Source organism: Streptomyces araujoniae, from assembly GCF_050871195.1.
GTDB classification, from domain to species: Bacteria; Actinomycetota; Actinomycetes; order Streptomycetales; family Streptomycetaceae; genus Streptomyces; species Streptomyces bacillaris.
The window spans coordinates 4,163,733-4,183,601 of sequence record NZ_CP194070.1; the positions used below are offsets into that span (position 1 = coordinate 4,163,733).

General features: G+C 72.9%; 14 protein-coding genes, 2 tRNA genes and 1 riboswitch. Of the genes, 11 read left to right on the top strand and 5 right to left on the bottom strand.

What is annotated here, in order from left to right; genetic code table 11:
* Positions 1-15: 15 nt before the first annotated feature.
* Positions 16-1,614 (bottom strand): metallophosphoesterase family protein, encoded by a 1,599-nt coding sequence (locus ACQ9ZG_RS17730; RefSeq protein ID WP_109916219.1) that lies wholly within the window; start codon positions 1,612-1,614, stop codon positions 16-18.
* Positions 1,615-1,861: 247 nt separating this feature from the next.
* On the opposite strand from ACQ9ZG_RS17730, the gene ACQ9ZG_RS17735 reads away from it, so the two are divergent.
* The 11 genes from ACQ9ZG_RS17735 to ACQ9ZG_RS17785 all read left to right on the top strand — a co-directional run bounded on the left by ACQ9ZG_RS17735 (position 1,862) and on the right by ACQ9ZG_RS17785 (position 13,343).
* Entirely contained in the window at positions 1,862-2,212 is a 351-nt protein-coding gene (locus tag ACQ9ZG_RS17735) for a metallopeptidase family protein (RefSeq protein ID WP_015610126.1), read from the top strand.
* Positions 2,209-2,685, top strand: a complete 477-nt coding sequence (locus ACQ9ZG_RS17740) for a FluC/FEX family fluoride channel (protein WP_028420174.1) — start codon at positions 2,209-2,211, stop codon at positions 2,683-2,685. Before ACQ9ZG_RS17735 ends, ACQ9ZG_RS17740 begins: the two co-directional genes overlap by 4 nt.
* Positions 2,682-3,053, top strand: coding sequence for a fluoride efflux transporter FluC (locus ACQ9ZG_RS17745; protein ID WP_018488406.1), 372 nt, complete (start codon positions 2,682-2,684; stop codon positions 3,051-3,053). The genes ACQ9ZG_RS17740 and ACQ9ZG_RS17745 overlap by 4 nt, the downstream gene beginning before the upstream one ends.
* A 452-nt stretch (positions 3,054-3,505) precedes the next feature.
* A complete protein-coding gene (locus ACQ9ZG_RS17750; protein ID WP_018488405.1) occupies positions 3,506-4,111 on the top strand; it encodes a hypothetical protein in 606 nt (201 codons plus the stop codon).
* A gap of 240 nt (positions 4,112-4,351) precedes the next feature.
* Entirely contained in the window at positions 4,352-6,574 is a 2,223-nt protein-coding gene (locus ACQ9ZG_RS17755; protein ID WP_499281612.1) for a DEAD/DEAH box helicase, read from the top strand.
* 225 nt (positions 6,575-6,799) lie between these two features.
* Positions 6,800-6,873 (top strand) — tRNA-Lys (locus tag ACQ9ZG_RS17760).
* 398 nt (positions 6,874-7,271) lie between these two features.
* The gene (locus tag ACQ9ZG_RS17765; protein ID WP_018488389.1) at positions 7,272-9,503 is read left to right on the top strand and encodes a bifunctional glycosyltransferase/CDP-glycerol:glycerophosphate glycerophosphotransferase; all 2,232 of its coding nucleotides are present in this window, start codon (positions 7,272-7,274) and stop codon (positions 9,501-9,503) included.
* 96 nt (positions 9,504-9,599) lie between these two features.
* Positions 9,600-9,673 (top strand) — tRNA-Met (locus tag ACQ9ZG_RS17770).
* Between the two features lie 115 nt (positions 9,674-9,788).
* Positions 9,789-10,544, top strand: coding sequence for a MerR family transcriptional regulator (locus ACQ9ZG_RS17775; RefSeq protein ID WP_109915327.1), 756 nt, complete (start codon positions 9,789-9,791; stop codon positions 10,542-10,544).
* 147 nt (positions 10,545-10,691) lie between these two features.
* On the top strand, positions 10,692-11,921 hold the full coding sequence (locus ACQ9ZG_RS17780; protein WP_181398229.1) for a PP2C family protein-serine/threonine phosphatase: 1,230 nt from the start codon (positions 10,692-10,694) through the stop codon (positions 11,919-11,921).
* Between the two features lie 209 nt (positions 11,922-12,130).
* Positions 12,131-12,285: riboswitch (cyclic di-AMP (ydaO/yuaA leader) on the top strand.
* A gap of 11 nt (positions 12,286-12,296) precedes the next feature.
* Positions 12,297-13,343 carry a M23 family metallopeptidase gene (locus ACQ9ZG_RS17785; RefSeq protein ID WP_028420179.1) on the top strand — a complete coding sequence of 349 codons (1,047 nt, stop codon included), beginning with the start codon at positions 12,297-12,299 and terminating at the stop codon, positions 13,341-13,343.
* 71 nt (positions 13,344-13,414) lie between these two features.
* Here ACQ9ZG_RS17785 and ACQ9ZG_RS17790 read toward each other — a convergent pair whose 3' ends face one another.
* The 4 genes from ACQ9ZG_RS17790 to ACQ9ZG_RS17805 all read right to left on the bottom strand — a co-directional run bounded on the left by ACQ9ZG_RS17790 (position 13,415) and on the right by ACQ9ZG_RS17805 (position 19,442).
* Positions 13,415-14,953 (bottom strand): PrsW family intramembrane metalloprotease, encoded by a 1,539-nt coding sequence (locus ACQ9ZG_RS17790; RefSeq protein ID WP_499280825.1) that lies wholly within the window; start codon positions 14,951-14,953, stop codon positions 13,415-13,417.
* 238 nt (positions 14,954-15,191) lie between these two features.
* Positions 15,192-16,088, bottom strand: a complete 897-nt coding sequence (trmB, locus tag ACQ9ZG_RS17795; protein ID WP_499281613.1) for a tRNA (guanosine(46)-N7)-methyltransferase TrmB — start codon at positions 16,086-16,088, stop codon at positions 15,192-15,194.
* Positions 16,089-16,371: 283 nt separating this feature from the next.
* Complete coding sequence (gene lhgO / locus ACQ9ZG_RS17800; RefSeq protein WP_499280826.1) at positions 16,372-17,628, bottom strand: L-2-hydroxyglutarate oxidase; 1,257 nt, start codon at positions 17,626-17,628, stop codon at positions 16,372-16,374.
* Between the two features lie 224 nt (positions 17,629-17,852).
* A complete protein-coding gene (locus tag ACQ9ZG_RS17805) occupies positions 17,853-19,442 on the bottom strand; it encodes an NsdA family TPR-like regulatory protein (RefSeq protein ID WP_499280827.1) in 1,590 nt (529 codons plus the stop codon).
* Between the last annotated feature and the right edge of the window lie 427 nt (positions 19,443-19,869).

Below are 19,869 nucleotides of genomic sequence, written 5' to 3' on the forward strand. Positions count from 1 at the left end.
TATCGCCAAAACGGTTTACGGCGAGGGGGTGGGCCGCCCCGGAGAGCCGGTCGGAGAGGGCGTGGGGGAGGGGGAGGCGGGGGTCTCCTTCTCCAGGTTCTCCTCCGGCAGATGGCGGCTGACCTCGGCCGTCGTCAGCCCGAGACCGCCGAGCGTGATCTCGTCCCAGGCCTGCAGCCGACGGGTCTCGCGGTCCAGGTAGAGCACCGAGGCGCGCACCTTCTCCGGCTTCTCGTTCTGCACCGCGCGCAGCCCGCCGCCGCCCGTTGAGCCCTCGACCTTCAGCCGCGTGCCGCCCTTGAGCTGTTCGTTGACCCGGTTGTGGAGGTGGCCCGCGAGGACCAGCGGGACCGTGCCGTCGGTCTGGCGGGCGGTGGCCGGGTCGTGGGCGACGGCGATGTCGACCGGGGTGCCCGCCTGTTCCTGGTCGCGGAGGGCGGAGGCCAGCCGCATCCCCTCCAGCTCGGCGGCCGCCCTGCCGCCGACCGGGCGGGTGCGGTCCGGGGTGAACGAGGCGTCGCCGGTGCCCGCGATCCGCAGTCCGGCCACGTTGACGGCCCGGCCGTTGTCCAGGACGCGCACGTTCCGGAACTTCTCCAGATACGCCTGTGTGACCTTGGAGTCGTGGTTCCCGCGCACCCAGACGTACGGGGCGCCGAGGTCGCGGACCGGGTCCAGGAAGCCGTTCTCGGCGGCCGAGCCGTGGTCCATCGTGTCGCCCGAGTCGATGATCACGTCGATCTCGTACTGCTCGACGAGCGAGGCGATGATGTGCCAGGCCGCCGGGTTCAGGTGGATGTCGGAGACGTGCAGGGCGCGGATGGTGCCGGGGTCCGGCTGGTAGACGGGGAGCGTGGAGGTGGCGTCGTACAGCCGGGTGACGTTGGTGACCAGACGGGCCAGCTCCTGCTGGTAGATGTCGAACTCGGTGACGATCGAGCGCGCGTCGCCGACGAGCGACGGGGCGCTGGAGAGCAGCCCGGAGAACTTCGGCTCCAGGACGGACTTCGGGTTCCAGGTGGCGTACGCGCTGACGCCCGACGCGGCCAGCAGGGTGAGCGCGAGCCCGCCGGCGGCCAGGGCGCGGCGCGGGCGGCGGTAGACGACGAGGCCGAGGGCGGTCGCCCCGGAGATCACGGCGACGCAGGACCGTACGGCCAGCTCGCGGGTGCCGGCGGCGACGTCCCGGGTGACCTCGTCCTGGAGCCCGGAGAACCGTTCCGGCTGGTCCACCAGGGCCTGGGAGCGCACCGGATCGAGGCGGTCGACGTCCACGTCGAGGCGGAGCGGGGCGATGTGCGAGTCCAGCTCCAGGGCGCCCAGCGGGGACACGTTGATCTTGCTGCCGCCGGTGAGGGACGGGCGCAGGGTCATGTTGGTGTCCATCGGCCCGACCGGTGTACGGATGGACCCGACGGCGAGCAGCCCGAGCCAGGCCCCGGCCACGACGACGCCGAGCATGCCGAGGGCCCGGACGTACGGGCGGGAGGCGCCGGCCCCTGTCAGGCTGCCGGTGGCTTCGCCGGGGGTACGCGCAGGGGACTTCGGGCGGACGAGCTGGCTGAGGCGGTGCCGGACGCGGTGGGCTGCGGCACGGAACGGGACGCGGACCATTGGGCGCGTATGCCCCGGTACGGCCCCGCCCATGCGGGGAGCCGGCGGCGAAGTGGATCAGGAACGCACCGCGAACCGGATCAGGAACGGACGGCGAACCGGATCGGGAACGGACGGCGAAGTGCATCGGGAACGTCCGCGAACCGGATCGGGAACCGACCGCGAACCGGACCGGGAACGTCCGCGAAGTGGATCAGGGGCCGCGGCCACCTGCCCGTACCGGCCTCCGGTACGTGACAATGGCGGGGTGCTGGAGATGACGCGGGAACAGTTCGAGGAACTCGTCAGCCAGGCTCTCGACCGGATTCCGCCGGAGCTGATGCGGCTGATGGACAACGTGGCGGTCTTCGTCGAGGACGAACCGGAGCCCGGCGACCCCGACCTGCTCGGGCTCTACGAGGGCACCCCGCTCACCGACCGGGGCGAGTGGTACGCCGGGGTGCTGCCGGACCGGATCACCATCTACCGGGGCCCGACGCTGCGGATGTGCGAGACCCACGAGGATGTCGTGGCCGAGACCGAGATCACCGTCGTCCACGAGATCGCCCACCACTTCGGCATCGACGACGAGCGGCTGCACGCTCTGGGCTACGGGTGAGCGAGCAGGCACCGGACGAGCTTCCGGAACCGGGACCGCCCGCTGCCCCGCAGGCCCCGGTGCTGGGCGCGGTCGCGGCGGGCGGCGCGCTGGGTGCCCTCGCCCGCTACGGCGCGCTGGTGCTCTGGCCGACCGCCCGAGGCGGCTTCCCGTGGACGGTGTTCGCCGTCAACGTGAGCGGCTGCGCGCTGATCGGCGTCCTGATGGTGCTGACCGTGGAGCGGGGCCGGGTGACCCACCCGCTGGTCCGGCCGTTCCTGGGGGTCGGGGTGCTCGGCGGGTTCACGACCTTCTCGACGTACGCGGCCGACGTCTCGGGCCTGCTGGTCCGTCAGGAACTCGTGGCGGCGGTGGCGTACATGGTGGCGACGGTCCTGGCGGCCCTGGCGGCGGTGTGGGCGGGCGCGGTGGCGACGAGGCGGCTGCTGGACGGGAACGTGCGGCGGGTACGGGACGAGGGGCGCACGGGGTGAACTGGCTGCTGGTGATGGTCGGCGGGGCGGTCGGCGCGCCCCTGCGCTATCTGACGGACCGGGCGGTCCAGGGCCATCAGGGCCACGGCGTCGCGTACGTCTTCCCCTGGGGCACCTTCACGGCCAACGCGGCGGGCAGCCTGCTGCTCGGGGTGCTGACCGGGGCCGCGGTCTCCTCCCCGGCGCACGCCCTGCTGGCGACGGGGCTGTGCGGGGCGCTGACGACGTACTCCACGTTCTCGTACGAGACCCTGCGCCTGGCCGAGACGGGCCGGGCCTTCCTGGCCGCGGCCAACGTGGTGGCGTCGCTGCTGGTGGGGCTGGGCGCGGTGTTCCTGGGTGCGGAGCTTGCGGGCGGGTTCGGATAGCGGCGGGGGAGCGGGCGGCGGAGCGCGTACGGGTCCGGTGACGGGCTGCCGGGCGGGCGTTCCGGGCTCGGGGAGGGACTGCCGGGCGGGCGTTCCGGGCCCGGGTGACGGGTTGCCGGGCGGGGCTCACCGGGCCCGGCTGACGGGCCGCGAGGTGGGTGTGCCGGTCCCGGGGAGGGGCCTGCGGGGCGGGCGCGCCGGGGCGGGCGGGGTTTCGGGCGTGTCTCCGGCGGGGTCCGGGGAGTTGGGCACGGCACCACAGCCACCGCGTACGGCGTGCTGCTCGTAGCCGTACGACAACAGGCCCCGTCTCTCCCGCTCTCACGCCCTCGCAGAAACGCCGCCCCCAACGAACACCGCCCCCCCCCACGAACACCCCCCCCAGAAACGCCGCCCCCCAGGAACACCGCTTCCTTCAGGAACACCGCCCCCTCGCCCCGGAGGTGCCACCCGTGCGCAAGTTGTCCGTCCCCGTCCGTTGGGCAGCCGTCACCGCGCTGACGATCGCCGCGTCCACCGGCTGTATGAGCGTCGGCGACGGCGGCGCCAGACCGGGGCCCTCGGGCTCCGCCGACTCGACGGGCGGACCCGTCGAGCTGAACGGTGAGACGGTGGCCGGTTCCGGCGGCACCGGCCACCGCGGCGGTGACGCCCACCCCCACTCCGACTCCTCCGCCGACGCCGAGGCGGGCACGGACCGGAAGAACCCGGGGAAGGAGCCGAGCCCGGACGCGTCGGCCACCGCGCCGTCGTCGGACGCGACCAAGGGCCCGCGCCCCGAGCCCGGCGCCCCGCAGCCCTCGCGCCCGGGCCATCCGCCGGCCCCGACGCCCTCCACGCCGGGCCCGGGGGAGCCGCCGCCGGTCGTCCCTGAGCCGCCTGCCCCGCTGCCTTCGCCCGACCCGGACCCGGACCCCGACCCGGAGCCCCCCGAGCCCTCCGAGCCGCCGCCCTCCGCCTCGCCCGCCGCACAGCTGAGGACGCAGTCGATGGGCGGGGCGGACACGGGCAGGCCGCTGCGGACGCCGGAGGCATCGCCGCAGGTGGGGCCGGTGTAGCGGGAGACTCGGAGGGTGCGGGTTGCGCAATGTGGGTGAGAGTGCGTATGGTGGTAGATCGTTTGATCCCATTGCCCGGCGCCGACACAGAAGAGCGCCGTGTGGCGCGTACTCTCCCTTGCCGTGGCTGGACCGCATTGAGGCGGTCGAAATTGTGAAATCACGGAGTTATGGGCGCGTGCCGAGACTCCGGAAGGTTTCGCATTTCGCATGTCAATTTCCAGCTCTGACCGCACCGTCATGCCCGAGAACATCGACACCGACGCGCTCACCGAGCTCGTCGAGTCCGCGGTGACCGAGGCCCCGGCGGGCACGTCCGCCGCCGCGGAGTCCGCGACGGACACCGGCTCCGACGCCCCCGCCGACACCACCGCCTCCGACTCCGCCCCGGCCGCCGAGGCCGACGCCGAGCCGACCATCACCTTCGGTGACCTGGGCCTGCCCGAGGGCATCGTCCGCAAGCTCGCGCAGAACGGTGTGACCACCCCCTTCCCGATCCAGGCGGCGACCATCCCGGACGCCCTGGCCGGCAAGGACATCCTCGGCCGCGGCCGTACGGGCTCCGGCAAGACGCTCTCCTTCGGTCTGCCGACCCTGGCGGCGCTCGCCGGCGGCCGCACCGACAAGAAGAAGCCCCGCGCGGTCATCCTCACCCCCACCCGTGAGCTGGCGATGCAGGTCGCGGACGCGCTGCAGCCGTACGGTGACGTGCTCGGCCTGAAGATGAAGGTCGTCTGCGGCGGTACGTCGATGGGCAACCAGATCTACGCCCTGGAGCGCGGCGTCGACATCCTCGTCGCCACCCCGGGCCGGCTGCGCGACATCATCAACCGCGGTGCCTGCTCCCTGGAGGACGTCCAGGTCGCCGTCCTCGACGAGGCCGACCAGATGTCCGACCTGGGCTTCCTGCCCGAGGTCACCGAGCTGCTGGACCAGGTCCCCGCGGGCGGTCAGCGGATGCTCTTCTCCGCCACCATGGAGAACGAGATCAGCACGCTGGTCAAGCGCTACCTGACCGACCCGGTCACGCACGAGGTCGACAGCGCCCAGGGCAACGTCACGACCATGTCGCACCACGTCCTCGTCGTGAAGCCGAAGGACAAGGCGCCGGTCACGGCCGCCATCGCCGCCCGCAAGGGCCGCACCATCATCTTCGTCCGCACCCAGCTGGGCGCCGACCGCATCGCCGAACAGCTCATCGAGTCCGGCGTGAAGGCCGACGCGCTGCACGGCGGCATGACCCAGGGCGCCCGTACGCGGGTCCTGGAGGACTTCAAGAAGGGGTACGTCAACGCGCTCGTCGCGACCGACGTGGCCGCCCGCGGCATCCACGTGGACGGCATCGACCTGGTCCTGAACGTGGACCCGGCCGGTGACCACAAGGACTACCTGCACCGCTCGGGCCGTACCGCCCGCGCCGGCCGCTCCGGTGTGGTCGTCTCGCTGGCGCTCCCGCACCAGCGCCGCCAGATCTTCCGCCTGATGGAGGACGCGGGCGTCGACGCCTCGCGCCACATCGTCCAGGGCGCGGGCGTCTTCGAGCCGGAGGTCGCCGAGATCACCGGCGCCCGTTCGCTCACCGAGGTCCAGGCCGACTCCGCGAACAACGCCGCCAAGCAGGCCGAGCGCGAGGCCGCCGACCTGACGAAGCAGCTGGAGCGCGTCCAGCGCCGCGCCGTCGAGCTGCGCGAGGAGGCCGACCGCCTGGTCGCCCGCGCCGCCCGCGAGCGGGGCGACGACCCCGAGGCCGCCGTGGCCGAGGTCACCGCCGAGGCGGAGGCCGCCCTGGTGGCCGCCGTCTCCGTCCCCGAGCAGCCGGCCGCCCGCGAGGAGCAGCGCCGCGACGAGCGGGGCAACTACGAGCGCCGTGACAACCGGGGTGGCGACCGTGGCGGCTACCGCGGCAACGACCGCCGTGACGACCGCCCGTCGTTCAACCGGGACCGCGACCGCCGTGACGACCGTGGTGGCCGTTCCTTCGAGCGTCGCGACGACCGTCCCTCCTTCAACCGTGACCGTCGTGACGACCGTCCCTCGGGCGGCTTCCGCTCCGGCGGCGGCGACCGCCGTGACGACCGTGGTGGCCGTTCCTTCGAGCGTCGCGACGACCGTCCCTCCTTCAACCGTGACCGTCGTGACGACCGTCCCTCGGGCGGCTTCCGCTCCGGCGGCGGCGACCGCCGTGACGACCGTGGTGGCCGTCCCTTCGAGCGTCGCGACGACCGTCCCTCCTTCAACCGTGACCGTCGCGACGACCGCCCCTCCGGTGGCTTCCGCTCCGGTGGCGGCGACCGCCCGTTCAACCGCGACCGCCGTGACGACCGCCCCTCCGGCGGCTACCGCTCCGGCGGCCACGACCGCCCCACCGGCCGTCGTGACGACCACCGCGGTGCCAACACCGGCACCAACACCGGCTCCTTCGGCCGCCGCGACGACAAGCCGCGCTGGAAGCGCAACGGCTGACCACTGAACAGGTCCGCCTGACAGACCGGCAGGGCCCGTACGCCACCGAACCGACTCGGTGACGTACGGGCCCTGTTGCCGTCCCCTCCCCGGGACGGCACACCCCACCCCATCAACAGCACAACCCGCCCCGAAAGGGACACGACGGCAGCCCGACAGGGCCCGACACCGATACCGGATCGGCTGCCGGGACCGGGCGGGCTATGCTCGTGGGTGATGCGACCGGGGCCGTTAGCTCAATTGGTCAGAGCAGCGGACTTTTAATCCGTTGGTTGTGGGTTCGAGTCCCACACGGCCTACCGACCGCAGGGCGGGGAATCTCCTCCGGCCTGCTGCCTCAGTGCCTCGACCGGCTCCGTCCGGCCGGGACGCTGTCGGGTTCGTCACCCGTGCCGTCCGTCGGGGGAGCGGGCCGGGGCGGTGCCGGGCGGGCGGTGGAATCGGCGCCAGAGGCGCTGTGGACCCTTCGTGGTCCACGGCGCTCGACATGGAGGCGAGGAGCCTGCGTCCCGGACGCGTGCGGGCATCCCAGGCCCTTTGACCAGCTGCGGCCGGAGCCGCTGCGCCGGTGGATCTTCCCCGCTGTCGCGCAGGATTTTCGCCTGCCAGGCCGTATGTATTCTCTACATAGGGTGCTGAGACCTGTCCGGTCCACTCCCCCTCCGCCTCCGCTTAGCATCCGAGGAGTTTTTGACCCATGCCCAGGTTCAGCATTGTCGTACCCATATTCAAGGTTCAAGGGTACCTGCGCGAGTGCCTGGACTCGGTCCTGGACCAGTCGTTCCGGGACATCGAGGTCATCGCGGTCAACGACTGCTCACCGGACTCCAGTGGCGCGATCGTCGACGAGTACGCGGCCCGCGACGAGCGGGTCAAGGCCGTGCACCTGCCGGAGAACGGGGGCCTGGGCCGGGCCCGTAACGCCGGTCTCGCGCGGGCGACGGGCGAGTACGTGCTGTTCCTGGACAGCGACGACGCGTACACGCCGGGTCTGCTGCAGGCCCTGGCCGACCGCCTGGACGCCGTCGGCGGGCTGGACATCCTCGCCTTCGACCATGTGCGTACCTACTGGTGGGGCAAGGGCGGCCGCACCGAGGCCGCCGACCTGATCGAGCAGGCGGGCACGGACGTGTTCCGGCTCGAGGAGCGGCCCGAGTACCTCAACCTGTTCCTGGTGGCCTGGAACAAGGCGTTCCGTCGTGAGTTCTTCCTCAAGGAGGGCTTCCAGTACGCGCCGGGCCTGTACGAGGACGCGCCGGTCACCTACATGGCGATGGTGACGGCCGAGCGCATCGGATGCCTCAACCAGGTCGGCATCGAGTACCGCCAGCGCCGTCAGGGCGCGATCACCAAGACGCCCGGTCGCAAGCACTTCGACATCTTCCAGCAGTACGAGGGGTTGTTCGCCTTCCTCGCCGCGCGTCCCGAACTGGCCTGGGCGAGGCCCCTGCTCTTCGAGCGGGCGGTGTTCCACATGCTGTTCGCGCTCAAGCGCCCCGAGCGCGTCAGGGTCGCGGACCGCGAGGAGTTCTTCAAGCTCACCTCGGCCTTCTACCGCCGCCACCTCCCGGAGGGCTTCACGCTCCCCGAGGGGCAGACCGGGGACGACATGCGCGCCCTGGCCAAGGGCTCGCACCGCGCCTTCCAGACCACCGAGCTCGTCGACCGGGTCAAGAAGACCAGCCTGAAGAAGGCCCGCAAGGCGAAGGTCAAGGTCGGCAAGCGCGCGTACGCGGGTCTGTACGCCGTCGAGCGCCGCCGCGCCATCGACCCCAACCTCGCCGTCTACAGCTCGTACTGGAACCGGCTCCCCGCCTGCAGCCCGCTCGCCATCTACGAGAAGGCCAAGGAACTGGCCCCGCAGGTGCGGGGCGTCTGGGTGGTCCGCGCGGACCTCGCCGACCAGATACCCGAGGGTCTCGACGTCGTGGTCCCCAACTCGCGCCGTTACTGGGAGGTCATGGCGCGGGCGAAGTACTTCGTCAACAACGTCAACTTCTCCGACGCCATCGTCAAGCGGCCGGGCCAGGTCCATCTGCAGACCCACCACGGCACCCCGCTCAAGCGCATGGGCATCGACCAGCAGAACTTCCCGGCTTCCGCGAAGGGCATGAACTTCGCCAAGCTGCTGCAGCGCGTGGACCGCTGGGACTTCAGCGTCTCCTCCAACGAGCACTCCACCGAGCACTGGGAGCGGGTCTACCCGGCCGCCTTCGAGTCGCTGGACGTGGGATACCCGCGCAACGACGTCTACTACCGGGCCGGCGCCGAGGACGTCGCCAGGATCCGTGCCGACCTCGGCATCGCTCCGGGCAAGACCGCCGTGCTGTACGCGCCGACCCACCGCGACTACCAGAAGGGCTGGACCCCGACCCTGGACCTGGCCCGGGTGGCCACCGAGCTGGGTGACGACTTCGTCCTGCTGGTCCGCTCGCACTACTTCTACACGCAGAACCCCCGGCTGCAGCGCCTCGCGGAGCAGGGCGCCATCATCGACGTGTCCGGCTACCCGGTGGTCGAGGACCTGTGCCTGGCCTCGGACGCGCTGATCGCCGACTATTCGTCGATCACGTTCGACTACGCCAACCTGGACCGGCCCATCGTGGTCTTCGCGGACGACTGGCAGGTCTACTCCCAGAGCCGCGGTGTCACCTTCGACCTCGTCTCCGGCCGCCCCGGCGACACCCCGGGGGCCGTGGCGACCACCGAGGACGCGCTGATCGACACCTTCCGCAGCGGCCGCTGGCAGAGCCAGGAGGCCGCCGGCCTGCGCGCCGCCTTCCGGGAACGCTTCTGCCAGTTCGACGACGGAAACGCCGCGGAGCGGGTCGTGCGGCGGGTCTTCCTCAACGAGGCCGCGGAGCCCGCGATCCTGCCGCTCACCGACCGCACTCCCGCGCCCGCACCCACCGGGGCGGCGGCTCTCTAGAGCCTTCCCGTCGGGGCCCGCCGCAGCTGAGCGGCGGGCCCCGACGGAAAAGTGGTCGGAGCACCCTCTCCGATGGCGTAGAGTTGTGTTCACCGACGCGGGGTGGAGCAGCTCGGTAGCTCGCTGGGCTCATAACCCAGAGGTCGCAGGTTCAAATCCTGTCCCCGCTACTGAAGATCCAGGCCCGGTACGCAGATCACTGATCGCGTACCGGGCCTGAGTCGTTTCCGGAACCTGAGCTGTCCGGTTGACCTTGACGTTGCGTAAAGATCTAGCGTTTCCGGCATGGAGTGGTCCATCCAGGAAATCGCCAGAAGGGCCGGCACCACGAGCCGCACGCTCCGGCACTACGGGGACCTCGGTCTCCTCGCGCCGAGCCGGGTCGGGAGCAACGGCTACCGCTACTACGACCAGGACGCCCTCGTCCGGCTGCAGCGCATCCTGCTGCTGCGGGAGCTGGGGCTGTCGCTGCCCGCCATCAAGGACGTACTCGAAGGGCAGCGGGACACGGGGGCGGCGCTGAGGGCGCATCTGCGGTTGCTCGAACAGGAGCAGGCGCGCATCGGGCGGCAGATCGCCTCGGTGCGGACCACTCTCCACAAGACGGAGGAGGGAGTGGAACTCATGGCCGAGGAAGTGTTCGACGGCTTCGACCACACCGCGCACGAGCGGGAGGTGACCGAGCGCTGGGGGCGTGCGGCGTACGAGGAGGGCGACCGGTGGTGGCGCTCGCTGGGGGAGGAGGGGAAGCGGGCCTTCCTGGACGAGCACGAGGCCATCGCCCGCGACTGGGCGCGGGCCCGGGAGGCCGGCGCCGGGCCGGGCGGCGAGCAGGCCCAGGAGGTCGCCCGGCGGCACTGTGCGTGGCTGGCCTCCGGGGAGACGGGTCCCGGGCTCACCCGTTCGTACGTCATCGGGCTCGGTGAGATGTACGCCGCCGATCCCCGCTTCGGAAAGAACTACGATCGCTACGGAGACGGCACCGCCGCCTTCGTACGGGATGCGCTGACGATCCACGCGGAACACCGGCTCTCCGACTGACCGGCGGGGGCCGCCCGCGCAAGGGGCCGCTTCCCCCTATTTGGCCGATGAGGAGTCGCCGCACGGCGCGGCTCCGGGAAGCCTGGACGGGGCGCGGTACCGTCCGCAGCCGTGGCCGGACCGGGCAGGAGTGCACAGGTGGTGGGGATGGCGGAGAAGGGGCGCGGGCTCGTGAGGGGGAGCCTCGGCATCCCCGGGCGTGCCACGCCCGGCTCCACGGGGCGGGGGAAGCCGGTGGTGGCCCGGACCGCCGGGACCCGGCGGTTCGTCCGGCTGCTGCCGGTGCTGCTGATTGGCGGCGGGCTCCTCTTCGACTCGCTGGCCCCGGCCAACTTCACCGCCGTCCCCCTGTTCGTGGCCGCGCCGCTGATCGCCGCGCCCTTCTTCTCGCTCGCCAGCACCATCCGTACGGGGGTGGCCTCGGTCCTCTCCGTCATCGCGATGCGGATCTCCGACGGGACCTCCACCCAGGTCGTCCCGGTCATCGAGATGATCACTGTCCTCACCGCCGCCGTCCTGGCCCTCGTGATCAACGGGGTGGTCCGCCGCAGCAACGAGCAGCTGGCCTCGGCGCGGGTCATCGCGGAGACCGCCATGCGGGCCGTGCTGCCGACCCCGGCGGAGCGGATCGGCGGGCTCCAGGTGGCCGCGCGGTACGAGGCGGCGCAGGCGGACGAGTTCGTCGGCGGGGACCTGTTCGCGGTGGCGGACACCCCCTACGGCGTGCGTCTGGTCGTCGGGGACGTACGCGGCAAGGGGCTGGACGCCGTGGAGGCGGTGGCGGTCATCATCGGCGCGTTCCGGGAGGCCGCCGAGCAGGAGCGGTCGCTGGAGGGCGTGGCCCAGCGGCTGGAGCGGGCGCTCGCGCGGGAGGGGACGCGGCGGTACGGGCTGGACGCCATGGAGGGGTTCATCACCGCCGTACTGGCCGAGATCCCGCCCGGTTCGGCCGCGCTGCGCCTCGTCAACCGCGGGCACCCCGAGCCGATCCTGCTGCACGCCGACGGGGCCCTGGAGGTTCTCGCGCCGAGCGTGCCCGCGTTGCCGCTGGGGATGGACCTGGGGGTGTGGCCCGACCGGTCCGACGAGTGGGAGATGCCTCCCGGTTCGACGCTGCTCGCCTTCACGGACGGCCTCTCCGAGGCCCGGGACGCGAACGGCGTCTTCTACGACCCCGAGGCCCGGCTCCGCGGCCGGATCTTCCCCGGCCCCGAGGAGCTGCTCTCGGCGCTCACCGACGACGTACGGCTGCACACCGGCGGCCGGTCGACGGACGACATGGCGCTGCTCGCGGTGAGCCGTCCCGCGGAGGGGCAGCCGCCGCGGCGGACGACGGTGAAGATCGTGGGCCGGGGCGATGACACGGTGCGTAGTTGAAGGGCGCCGCTCCGCATAACGTTTGACATACCGTCAGAAAAAGAGGTGTGGGTGAGGGGATGTCATGTTGTCCGGTTGGCGGTGTTTGTTGTGGGTAAATCCCTGTCGTAGCCGTTAATGATCAACAGGAACAGCTTGGAATCGGGCCCACCTGTCTATTAACGTTCGATAACGCAGCGCGGTCGTCCCAGCCGTCGTCAGGACGGCGCCGTGCGCGAGCGCCGAATCCCGCAAGGGAACCGGGGAACCACCTACATGGGGTGAATCGGACGCCTGTGTCTCCACTGTGAGGCAGAGGGGCCCGTAGGAGACCTTCCTGCTCCGAACCCGTCAGCTAACCCGGTAGGCGAGAAGGAAGGAAAGGAGTGCGCCCACGTGGCGTCCAACCAGCCTGCCCCTGAGGCCCCGTCATCCCTGAGCGCCGACGCCTTCGGCGGTCCGGAGCGGACCTGGGAGGAGTGGAACCCCACCGCGGAGTCCGTCCGTCCCGTGCGCGGCAAGCACCGCGTGGCCAAGCAGCGGGGGCTCGCCCGTAGCTCCACCGTCCTCGGGGTCGGCGTCATAGCGGCCGTCGGTGCGGGTGGCATGGCCACCGCCCAGTCCAAGCCGCCCGTCTCCATCTCCCTTCCCGATTCCATCGCGGACAACCTCCCCGACGCCAAGTCCCTTCCCGGCGTCGGGGCCTTCATGTCCGACAAGGCCGAGGCCGCCCCGGTCGCCGCGGCCGCCCCCCTCACCTCCGCGGGCATCACGACCGCCGAGGCCGAGCAGGGCACCACCGACGCGGGCGAGGCCCTGCGTGCCCGGATCCTCCAGCAGGCCGAGCAGCAGCAGGCCGCCGCCGACGCCGAGGCCAAGGCCGCCGAGGAGAAGGCCGCGGCCGAGAAGGCCGCCGCGGAGGCCAAGAAGCAGCAGGACGAGGCGGAAGCCAAGGCGAAGGCCAAGGCCGCCGCCGAGAAGAAGGCGGCGGAGGAGGCGGCGGCGAAGAAGGCCGAGGAGGAGCGCCTCGCCAAGCTCCGCGCCAGCTACACCCTGCCCGCCTCCGGGTACACGATCACCTCGACCTACGGCCAGTCCGGCGCCATGTGGTCCTCCGGCCAGCACACCGGCACCGACTTCGCCGGAGCGGCCGGTTCGCCGCTCAAGGCCGTGCACAGCGGCACGATCACGTCGGCCGGCTGGTCCGGTTCGTACGGCTACCGCACGGTCCTCCAGCTGGAGGACGGCACCGAGCTCTGGTACGCCCACCAGTCCTCGATCGACGTCTCGGTCGGCCAGAAGGTCAGCACCGGCGACACCATCGGCCGCATGGGCGCCACCGGCAACGTGACCGGCGTCCACCTCCACCTGGAGGTCCGCACCGCCGGCGGCTCGGCCATGGACCCGATCGCCTGGCTGAACAGCAAGGGCCTCAACGTCTGAGATCCCGGTACGTCGTTCGCGTACCACCCGCCCCTCGAAACCCCGGCAGCCCTGACGCTCACCCCCCGACGTCAGGGCTGCCGGTCTGTCCGGGGGGCTTGGCCGTAGCCATAGCCATAGGTGGGGGTTCCGTGGCCGGGGGCCTGGCCGTGGGGGGTTCCGTGGCCGGGGTTCTGGTGCTGGGCGGGGGCGTAGCCGTACCCGTACCCCTGGCCGCTTCCGTACGGATGCGGCTGCCCGGTGCCGTAGCCCTGTCCTTGTCCGTACGGCATCGGCTGCCGGTACGGGTACGGGCGCGGGGCGCTGCCCGTCACGCGGGCCGCGTGGGTGAGGGCCGGGGACGCGATGTCCCGGCGCTGCCAGAGGTGGTGCAGCAGCTCCCGCTCCCGGGCGGCGAAGTCCGGGCCCACCGCGTCATGGCGGGCGCGGCGGCGCAGCCCGGCGAGGGTCGTCGCGAACGACTCGTACTCGGCGACCGCGCGGGCCGCCGCCCGGCCCCGGGAGCGGTCCTGCCTGCCGTGCCAGTGGCGGGCCAGGTCGCGGGCCATGCCCCGGGTCCGCATCGAGGAGAGCGCCAGCGGCTCGGCCGGCGTGAGCCAGCCGGCCGCGGCGTACGCGGGCAGTTCGGCGGCGAGCGTCCGCAGCTCGCGGCGGCGCCACCAGACCGCCAGCCAGGTCAGCAGCCCGAAGAGCGGGACCATCACGACCGCGTACACCGCGTAGAAGCCGAGCCCGCCGAAGACCGCCGAACCGTTCCACAGGGCGTGCAGGCCCATCGCGGCGAGCAGGCCGAGCAGCGGCAGGGCGATCCGGCGGAGCCGGTGGTGGCGGGCGCTGATGACCGCGAAGCCGAAGCCGAGGCCGGTGAGGACCGTGAACAGCGGGTGCGCGAACGGCGACAGCACGATCCGTACGAAGAACGTCCCCGCCGTCATCGACGCCAGGCCCGAACTGCCCAGTTGCTGGTCCTCACCGAAGGCGTTGCCCAGATAGAGGATGTTCTCGGTGAAGGCGAAGCCCGTACCGGTGAAGCCGGCGACCACGATCCCGTCGACCACGCCCCGGAACTCCCGCCTCCGGAAGATGAAGATCAGCAGTACGGAGACGGCCTTGGCGCTCTCCTCCACCACCGGGGCGATCACCGTCGCCCCCCACGCGTCGGCGCTCGACGGGTCGGCGGTGGCGGTGGCTATCCAGCGCACCGCGAACGAGTTGGCGATGATCGAGATGAGCGCGGCCGCGCACGCTCCCCAGGCGAAGGAGAAGAGCAGATTGCGCCAGGGGGCCGGTTCGACCCGGTCCAGCCAGCGGAAGGCGGCCATCAGCAGCGGCACCGGGAGCACCGCCAGGCCGAGGCCGACGAGGAACCCCTCCGGGCCGGTCTCCTCGCGCACGAGGGCCAGGATCACCAGCCAGCAGAGCGCCAGCGCCACGATCACGGCCCCGGCGCGGAACACCTTGCTGCGCCACACCATGCCGACGCGGCGCGGCCGGTACTTCCACCGGCCGCGCTCCGGCACGGCGCCCAGCACCTCGTCGAGCCGCTGCTCGTCGTGGAGGACCGGGACCGCCGGCTGCCGCTGCTGGTACTGCACGGAACCGTCGGACACCCCTCGACCCTAACGAGGACCACTGACACCCGGCGACCGTGCATCCGGCCAGGACGGTTCGCTGTTCGGCCACGCTGGTCCGCCGACGGGCCGGGAGGTGGCCCGCCGGGTGACGGTCCGTCCGGCGGAGGTCTGCCGGACGGCGGTCTGTGCGGTTGCGGTCTGCCCGACGGCGGTCTGTGCGGTTGCGGTCTGCCCGGCGGTGCGCCGGAGCGTGCGCGTGTGTGGTGGGCGGGGGTCAGACGCGGGCGAAGAGCAGATCGTGGACGACGTGGCCCTTGTCCAGGCCCTGGCCCTCGAAGCGGGTGAGCGGGCGGAACGCCGGGCGGGGCGCGTAACCGCCGTCGGCCGCCGTGTTCCCGAAGCGGGGGTGCGCGGTCAGCACCTCCAGCATCTGCTCCGCGTACGGCTCCCAGTCGGTCGCGCAGTGCACGATCGCGCCGGGCTTGAGCACCGGGGCCACCAGGTCCAGGAACTCGGGCTGGATCAGCCGCCGCTTGTGGTGGCGGGCCTTGGGCCACGGGTCGGGGAAGTAGACCCGCAGGCCGTCGAGCGACTCGGGGGCCAGCATCTCGCGGAGCAGGATCACCGCGTCGCCGTTGGCCACCCGGACGTTGGTCGAGCCGGCTCTGTCCGCGAGGCCCAGCAGGTTGCCCTGGCCGGGGGTGTGGACGTCGACGGCGAGGATGCCGGTGCCCGGGTCGTCGGCGGCCATCTGCGCGGTGGCCTCTCCCATCCCGAACCCGATCTCCAGGACGACCGGCAGGCCGCCGAAGAGCTGCTCCAGATCGAGGACGCGTTTGCCGTCGATGTCCAGGCCCCACGTGGGCCAGAGCCGCTCCAGGGCCTCCTGCTGGCCGGTGGTGACCCGGCTGCGGCGCGGCTGGAAGCTGCGGATCCGGCGCTCGTGGTGCGAGCCGGCCGGGTCGGCGGCGGGGCCGCCGGGGAAGCGGGGCTCCTGGCGCAGCCGGCGGGCCCGCTCGAAGGAGGCGGCCCGCAGCGCGGCGGCCTCGTCCGCCGGGAGGCCGGCGGCGGTCGAGTCGGACGACCCGGTCGGGTCGGTCGGGTCGATCGCGGAGGCGGGGACCGTGGCGGGGTCGGCGGGGCTGGCGGTGTGCGCGTCGGCCGCCGGCACATCGCCCGTCGGCGCTTCGGCCACGGGCGTATCGCCGTCGGGAGCCTCGGCCACGGTGTCGGCCACGGCGTCGGCGGTGTGCGCGCCGGTCACGGGCGCGTCGCCAGTCGGAGCTTCGGCCACGGGGGCGGCGGTGTGCGCGTCGGTCGGGGACGCGTCGGTCGCGGGCGCATCGTCGGTGGGCGCCTCGGTCGCGGAGCCGGTCGCGGGTGGACCGCCCGGCGTGGCCTCGTCGGCCGTCCCGGAGTCGGGGGCCGGTGCGGTGGTGGGGTTCAGGGGCTGCTCAGACACAATGCCCCGATTCTACGGCGGGCGGCTTCCACCCCGTCTCCTGAGCCCGGCGCAGCGCCCGCCGCGCCACCTCGCGCCCGATCGGCAGGGAGGCCGTCGCGGCGGGCGACGGCGCGTTGAGCACATGCACGGTGTGCGGGGCCTCGCGGATCAGGAAGTCGTCGACCAGCGTGCCGTCCTTCAGCACCGCCTGGGCCCGGACCCCTGAGGGCGACGGGCGCAGGTCCTCCTCCCGTACCTCCGGGAGCAGCCGCCGGACGGCCCGGGTGAAGGCGGACTTCGAGAGCGAGCGGTGCACCTCGCCCGCCCCGTACCGCCAGTGTCTGCGGGCGATCTGCCAGGTGCCCGGCCAGCTCAGCGTGGAGAGCAGGTCACCGGGGCGCACCACCGGCCAGCCGTACCCCTCACGGGCCAGGGCGGGGACCGCGTTCGGCCCGACGTGGACGGAGCCGTCGAAGCCCCGGGTCAGGTGGACGCCGAGGAAGGGGAAGGCCGGGTCCGGCACCGGGTAGACCAGGCCGCGGACCAGCTCCGGGCGGGCCAGCTCGTAGTACTCACCCCGGAACGGCACGATCCGCACCCCCGGGTCGTCGCCCGCGAGCCGGGCCACCCGGTCGCAGTGCAGCCCCGCGCAGTTGACCAGCGTCCGGGCGCGGACCACCAGCCCCTCCGCCGTCCGCACCGCCACGCCCCAGGCACGCCGGTCCACGGCGACGGCCTCCGCCCCGAACCGCACGACGCCGCCCGCCGCCGTCACCTCGGCCGCGAGCCGGGCGGCGACGGCCGAGAAGTCGCAGACGCCCGTCGTGGCGACCCGGATCGCCGCGATGCCCCGGACCTCGGGCTCGTACTCCGCGATCTGCGCCGGGCCCAGCTCCCGCACGGGCAGTCCGTGCTCCCGGCCGCGCTGGACCAGGCCGTGCAGCCGGGGCAGCTCGGACCGCTCGGTGGCGACGATCAGCTTCCCGGTGGTGGCGTGGGCGATGGAGTGCGCGGCACAGAAGTCGGCCAGCTCGGCCGAGCCGCGCAGGGCGTACCGGGCCTTGAGGGAACCGGGGCGGTAGTAGATCCCGCTGTGGATCACTCCGCTGTTGCGGCCGGTCTGGTGGCGGGCGGGGCCGTGCTCCTTCTCCAGGACCGTGACCCGGGTGCCCGGAGCGGCCCGCTGGAGGGCGTACGCGGTCGACAGACCGACGATCCCGCCGCCGATCACCAGCACGTCGCAGTCGTACGCCGCGTGCGTCATCATCACGCCACCTCCCACCCCGATAGTGCACTGACCCACTGACAACGGGCTCAAACCCGATCCGGGCAGGGCGTGGCGCACACGGCGTCCGGAGGCCGTGGCCGACGGCGTATCCGGCGGGGGCGACCGGCGGGCGTGACGAAGCCACCCGCCGGTCACCTCGCCCCGGCCCCGGAATCCCCTCCGCTCCGGGCCCGGACGTCCCCGCCCCCGACGTCCCCGCCCCCTCAGGCCTGCGTCACCAGCAGCGGCCGTGCCCGTTCGCGCAGCTCGGCCACCCGGGGCTCGTCCCCGTACGGTTCCAGGCGGTGCAGCAGGTCCCGTACGTACTCCGTCGTGCGCGCCGAGGAGATCCGGCCGGCCACCTCCACCGCCCGGGTGCCCGCCGCGCAGGCCGCGTCCAGGTTCCCCGACTCCAGTTCGGCGACGGCGGAGACCACGAGCCGGAGCCCGTGGCTGCGGACGAACTCCTCGGTGGGCCGGGAGAGGGCCTGTTCGGTGAAGCGGCGGACCTGGCGCGGGGCCTTCAGGTCCCGGTAGCACTCGGCGGCGTCGGCGGCGAACCGGTCGTAGCTGTAGAAGCCGAGCCAGGACGGGTCCGCGTCGCCCGCCCGGGACCGCTCCAGCCAGCTCTCGGCGCCCTTGAGCGCGGCCCCCGCCGCCGGCGCGTCGCCCGCCTTGGCGTGGGCGCGTGCCTCCACCAGCCGGAAGAAGCTCATGGTGCGAGCGGTCGCCAGCCCCCGGTTGCGCTCCACGGCGGCCTGGGCGAGGTCGACGCCCTCGTCGGCGAAGCCCCGGTAGGTCGCCTGGAGGGACATGGAGGCGAGCACATAGCCGCCGAGGGGGACGTCGGCGGCGGCGCGGGCCAGGCGCAGGGCCTGGATGTAGTAGCGCTGGGCGGCCTCCTGCTGGCCGGTGTCGAACGCCATCCACCCCGCCAGCCGGGTCAGCTCCGCCGCCGCGCCGAACAGCGCCCGGCCCACCTCGTCGGTGTACGACCCCAGCAGCAGGGGCGCGGCGTCGACCCGTAAACACTCCGGGACCATGGAGGAACGCCAGTCGCCGCCGCCGTACTTGGAGTCCCAGCGGCGGGCGTCCTGGGCCGCCTCGCGCAGTTTCATCACATCGCTGTGGCCCACCCGCAGCGGCGAGGCGTCCGCGACCGACTCCGGGCCGGGCTGCACGGGCACCGAGCCGGAGCCGCCCTGGGCGCCCCCGGGTGTGTGCGGGATGTGCGCACCCCGGCCGTCCGCCGCGGACAGCGGCCCGCGCGGACCGGGTGCGCCGCCGGCCTCCTGGCCGCCGCTCCGGCCGCCGAGGATCGCCGCCTGTGCCGCCGTCGGGTCGCGGGCGACCGACGGGTCGGCGGGGGTTATCAGCCAGCGGGACGCGGGGGTCGCGTAGGCGCTCACCGCGAACGAACCGGCCAGCGACTGCCAGATCCCGCCGCCGCCCCTGCGCCCGGCCAGATCCAGCCGGTAGAGCTCGGTCGCCGACCTGACCGCCTCGCCCACGTCCCGGGGGAAGGCGAGGCCGACCTCCGGCGCGGGGTCCGCGTCGGCGAGCCCGATCTCGTGCAGCGGGACGGGCCGGCCGAGCTTGGCCCCGATCGCCGCCGCGATCAGATGAGGTGCCGCGCCCTGCGGCACCATCCCCTTGGCGACCCACCGGGCCACCGAGGTCTTGTCGTAGCGAAGTGTCAGACCGCGCTGTGCTCCGAGGTCGTTGACCCGCCGGGCGAGCCCGGCGTTACTGATTCCCGCGAGGGCGAGAACCGTGCCGAGCTTCTCGTTCGGCCCGCGTTGCTCCCTGGACATGCGCCACCCCTCGACACACAGACAGCCGCCGCGTCACCGAGGACGGCGCGCGGCATTCGTACCGATGCCTCCCCAGGTTCGAACCCTCGTACTCCGCCTGCACACGCATATGGCCGAGCCCCGAGGAATATGCCCCCCTGTCGAGAACACCAGTAAACACAGCGTAGTTCTCCCCATCCCGACCGTTAAGGGGCGGACGTCCGTATGGCGGGATTGTTGTCCGTGCGGCCCGCCGGGCCCGCGCTCCGGGGGTGCGCGGGCCGGGCGACGGCGTGCTCCTGGTGTGTGGCCGTGCGCCCGCCCGTGCGCTCTGGCCCGGCCCTTGGGGGAGGGGCTTGGCTGGGTACCGCGTGGGTCGGCTCACTGCACTGGACTCAGTGGGCTGGGGGAAACCGCCGCTCCATTCCCCGCGGGCGGCGGACCGGTC

What these genes read in the sequence shown, in the direction of transcription:
- ACQ9ZG_RS17730 (WP_109916219.1), bottom strand. Translation starts at nt 1,614, where the DNA reads ATGGTCCGCGTCCCGTTCCGTGCCGCAGCCCACCGCGTCCGGCACCGC.
- ACQ9ZG_RS17755 (WP_499281612.1), top strand. Translation starts at nt 4,352, where the DNA reads ATGCCCGAGAACATCGACACCGACGCGCTCACCGAGCTCGTCGAGTCC.
- ACQ9ZG_RS17765 (WP_018488389.1), top strand. Translation starts at nt 7,272, where the DNA reads ATGCCCAGGTTCAGCATTGTCGTACCCATATTCAAGGTTCAAGGGTAC.
- ACQ9ZG_RS17775 (WP_109915327.1), top strand. Translation starts at nt 9,789, where the DNA reads ATGGAGTGGTCCATCCAGGAAATCGCCAGAAGGGCCGGCACCACGAGC.
- ACQ9ZG_RS17780 (WP_181398229.1), top strand. Translation starts at nt 10,692, where the DNA reads ATGGCGGAGAAGGGGCGCGGGCTCGTGAGGGGGAGCCTCGGCATCCCC.
- lhgO (WP_499280826.1), bottom strand. Translation starts at nt 17,628, where the DNA reads ATGATGACGCACGCGGCGTACGACTGCGACGTGCTGGTGATCGGCGGC.
- ACQ9ZG_RS17805 (WP_499280827.1), bottom strand. Translation starts at nt 19,442, where the DNA reads ATGTCCAGGGAGCAACGCGGGCCGAACGAGAAGCTCGGCACGGTTCTC.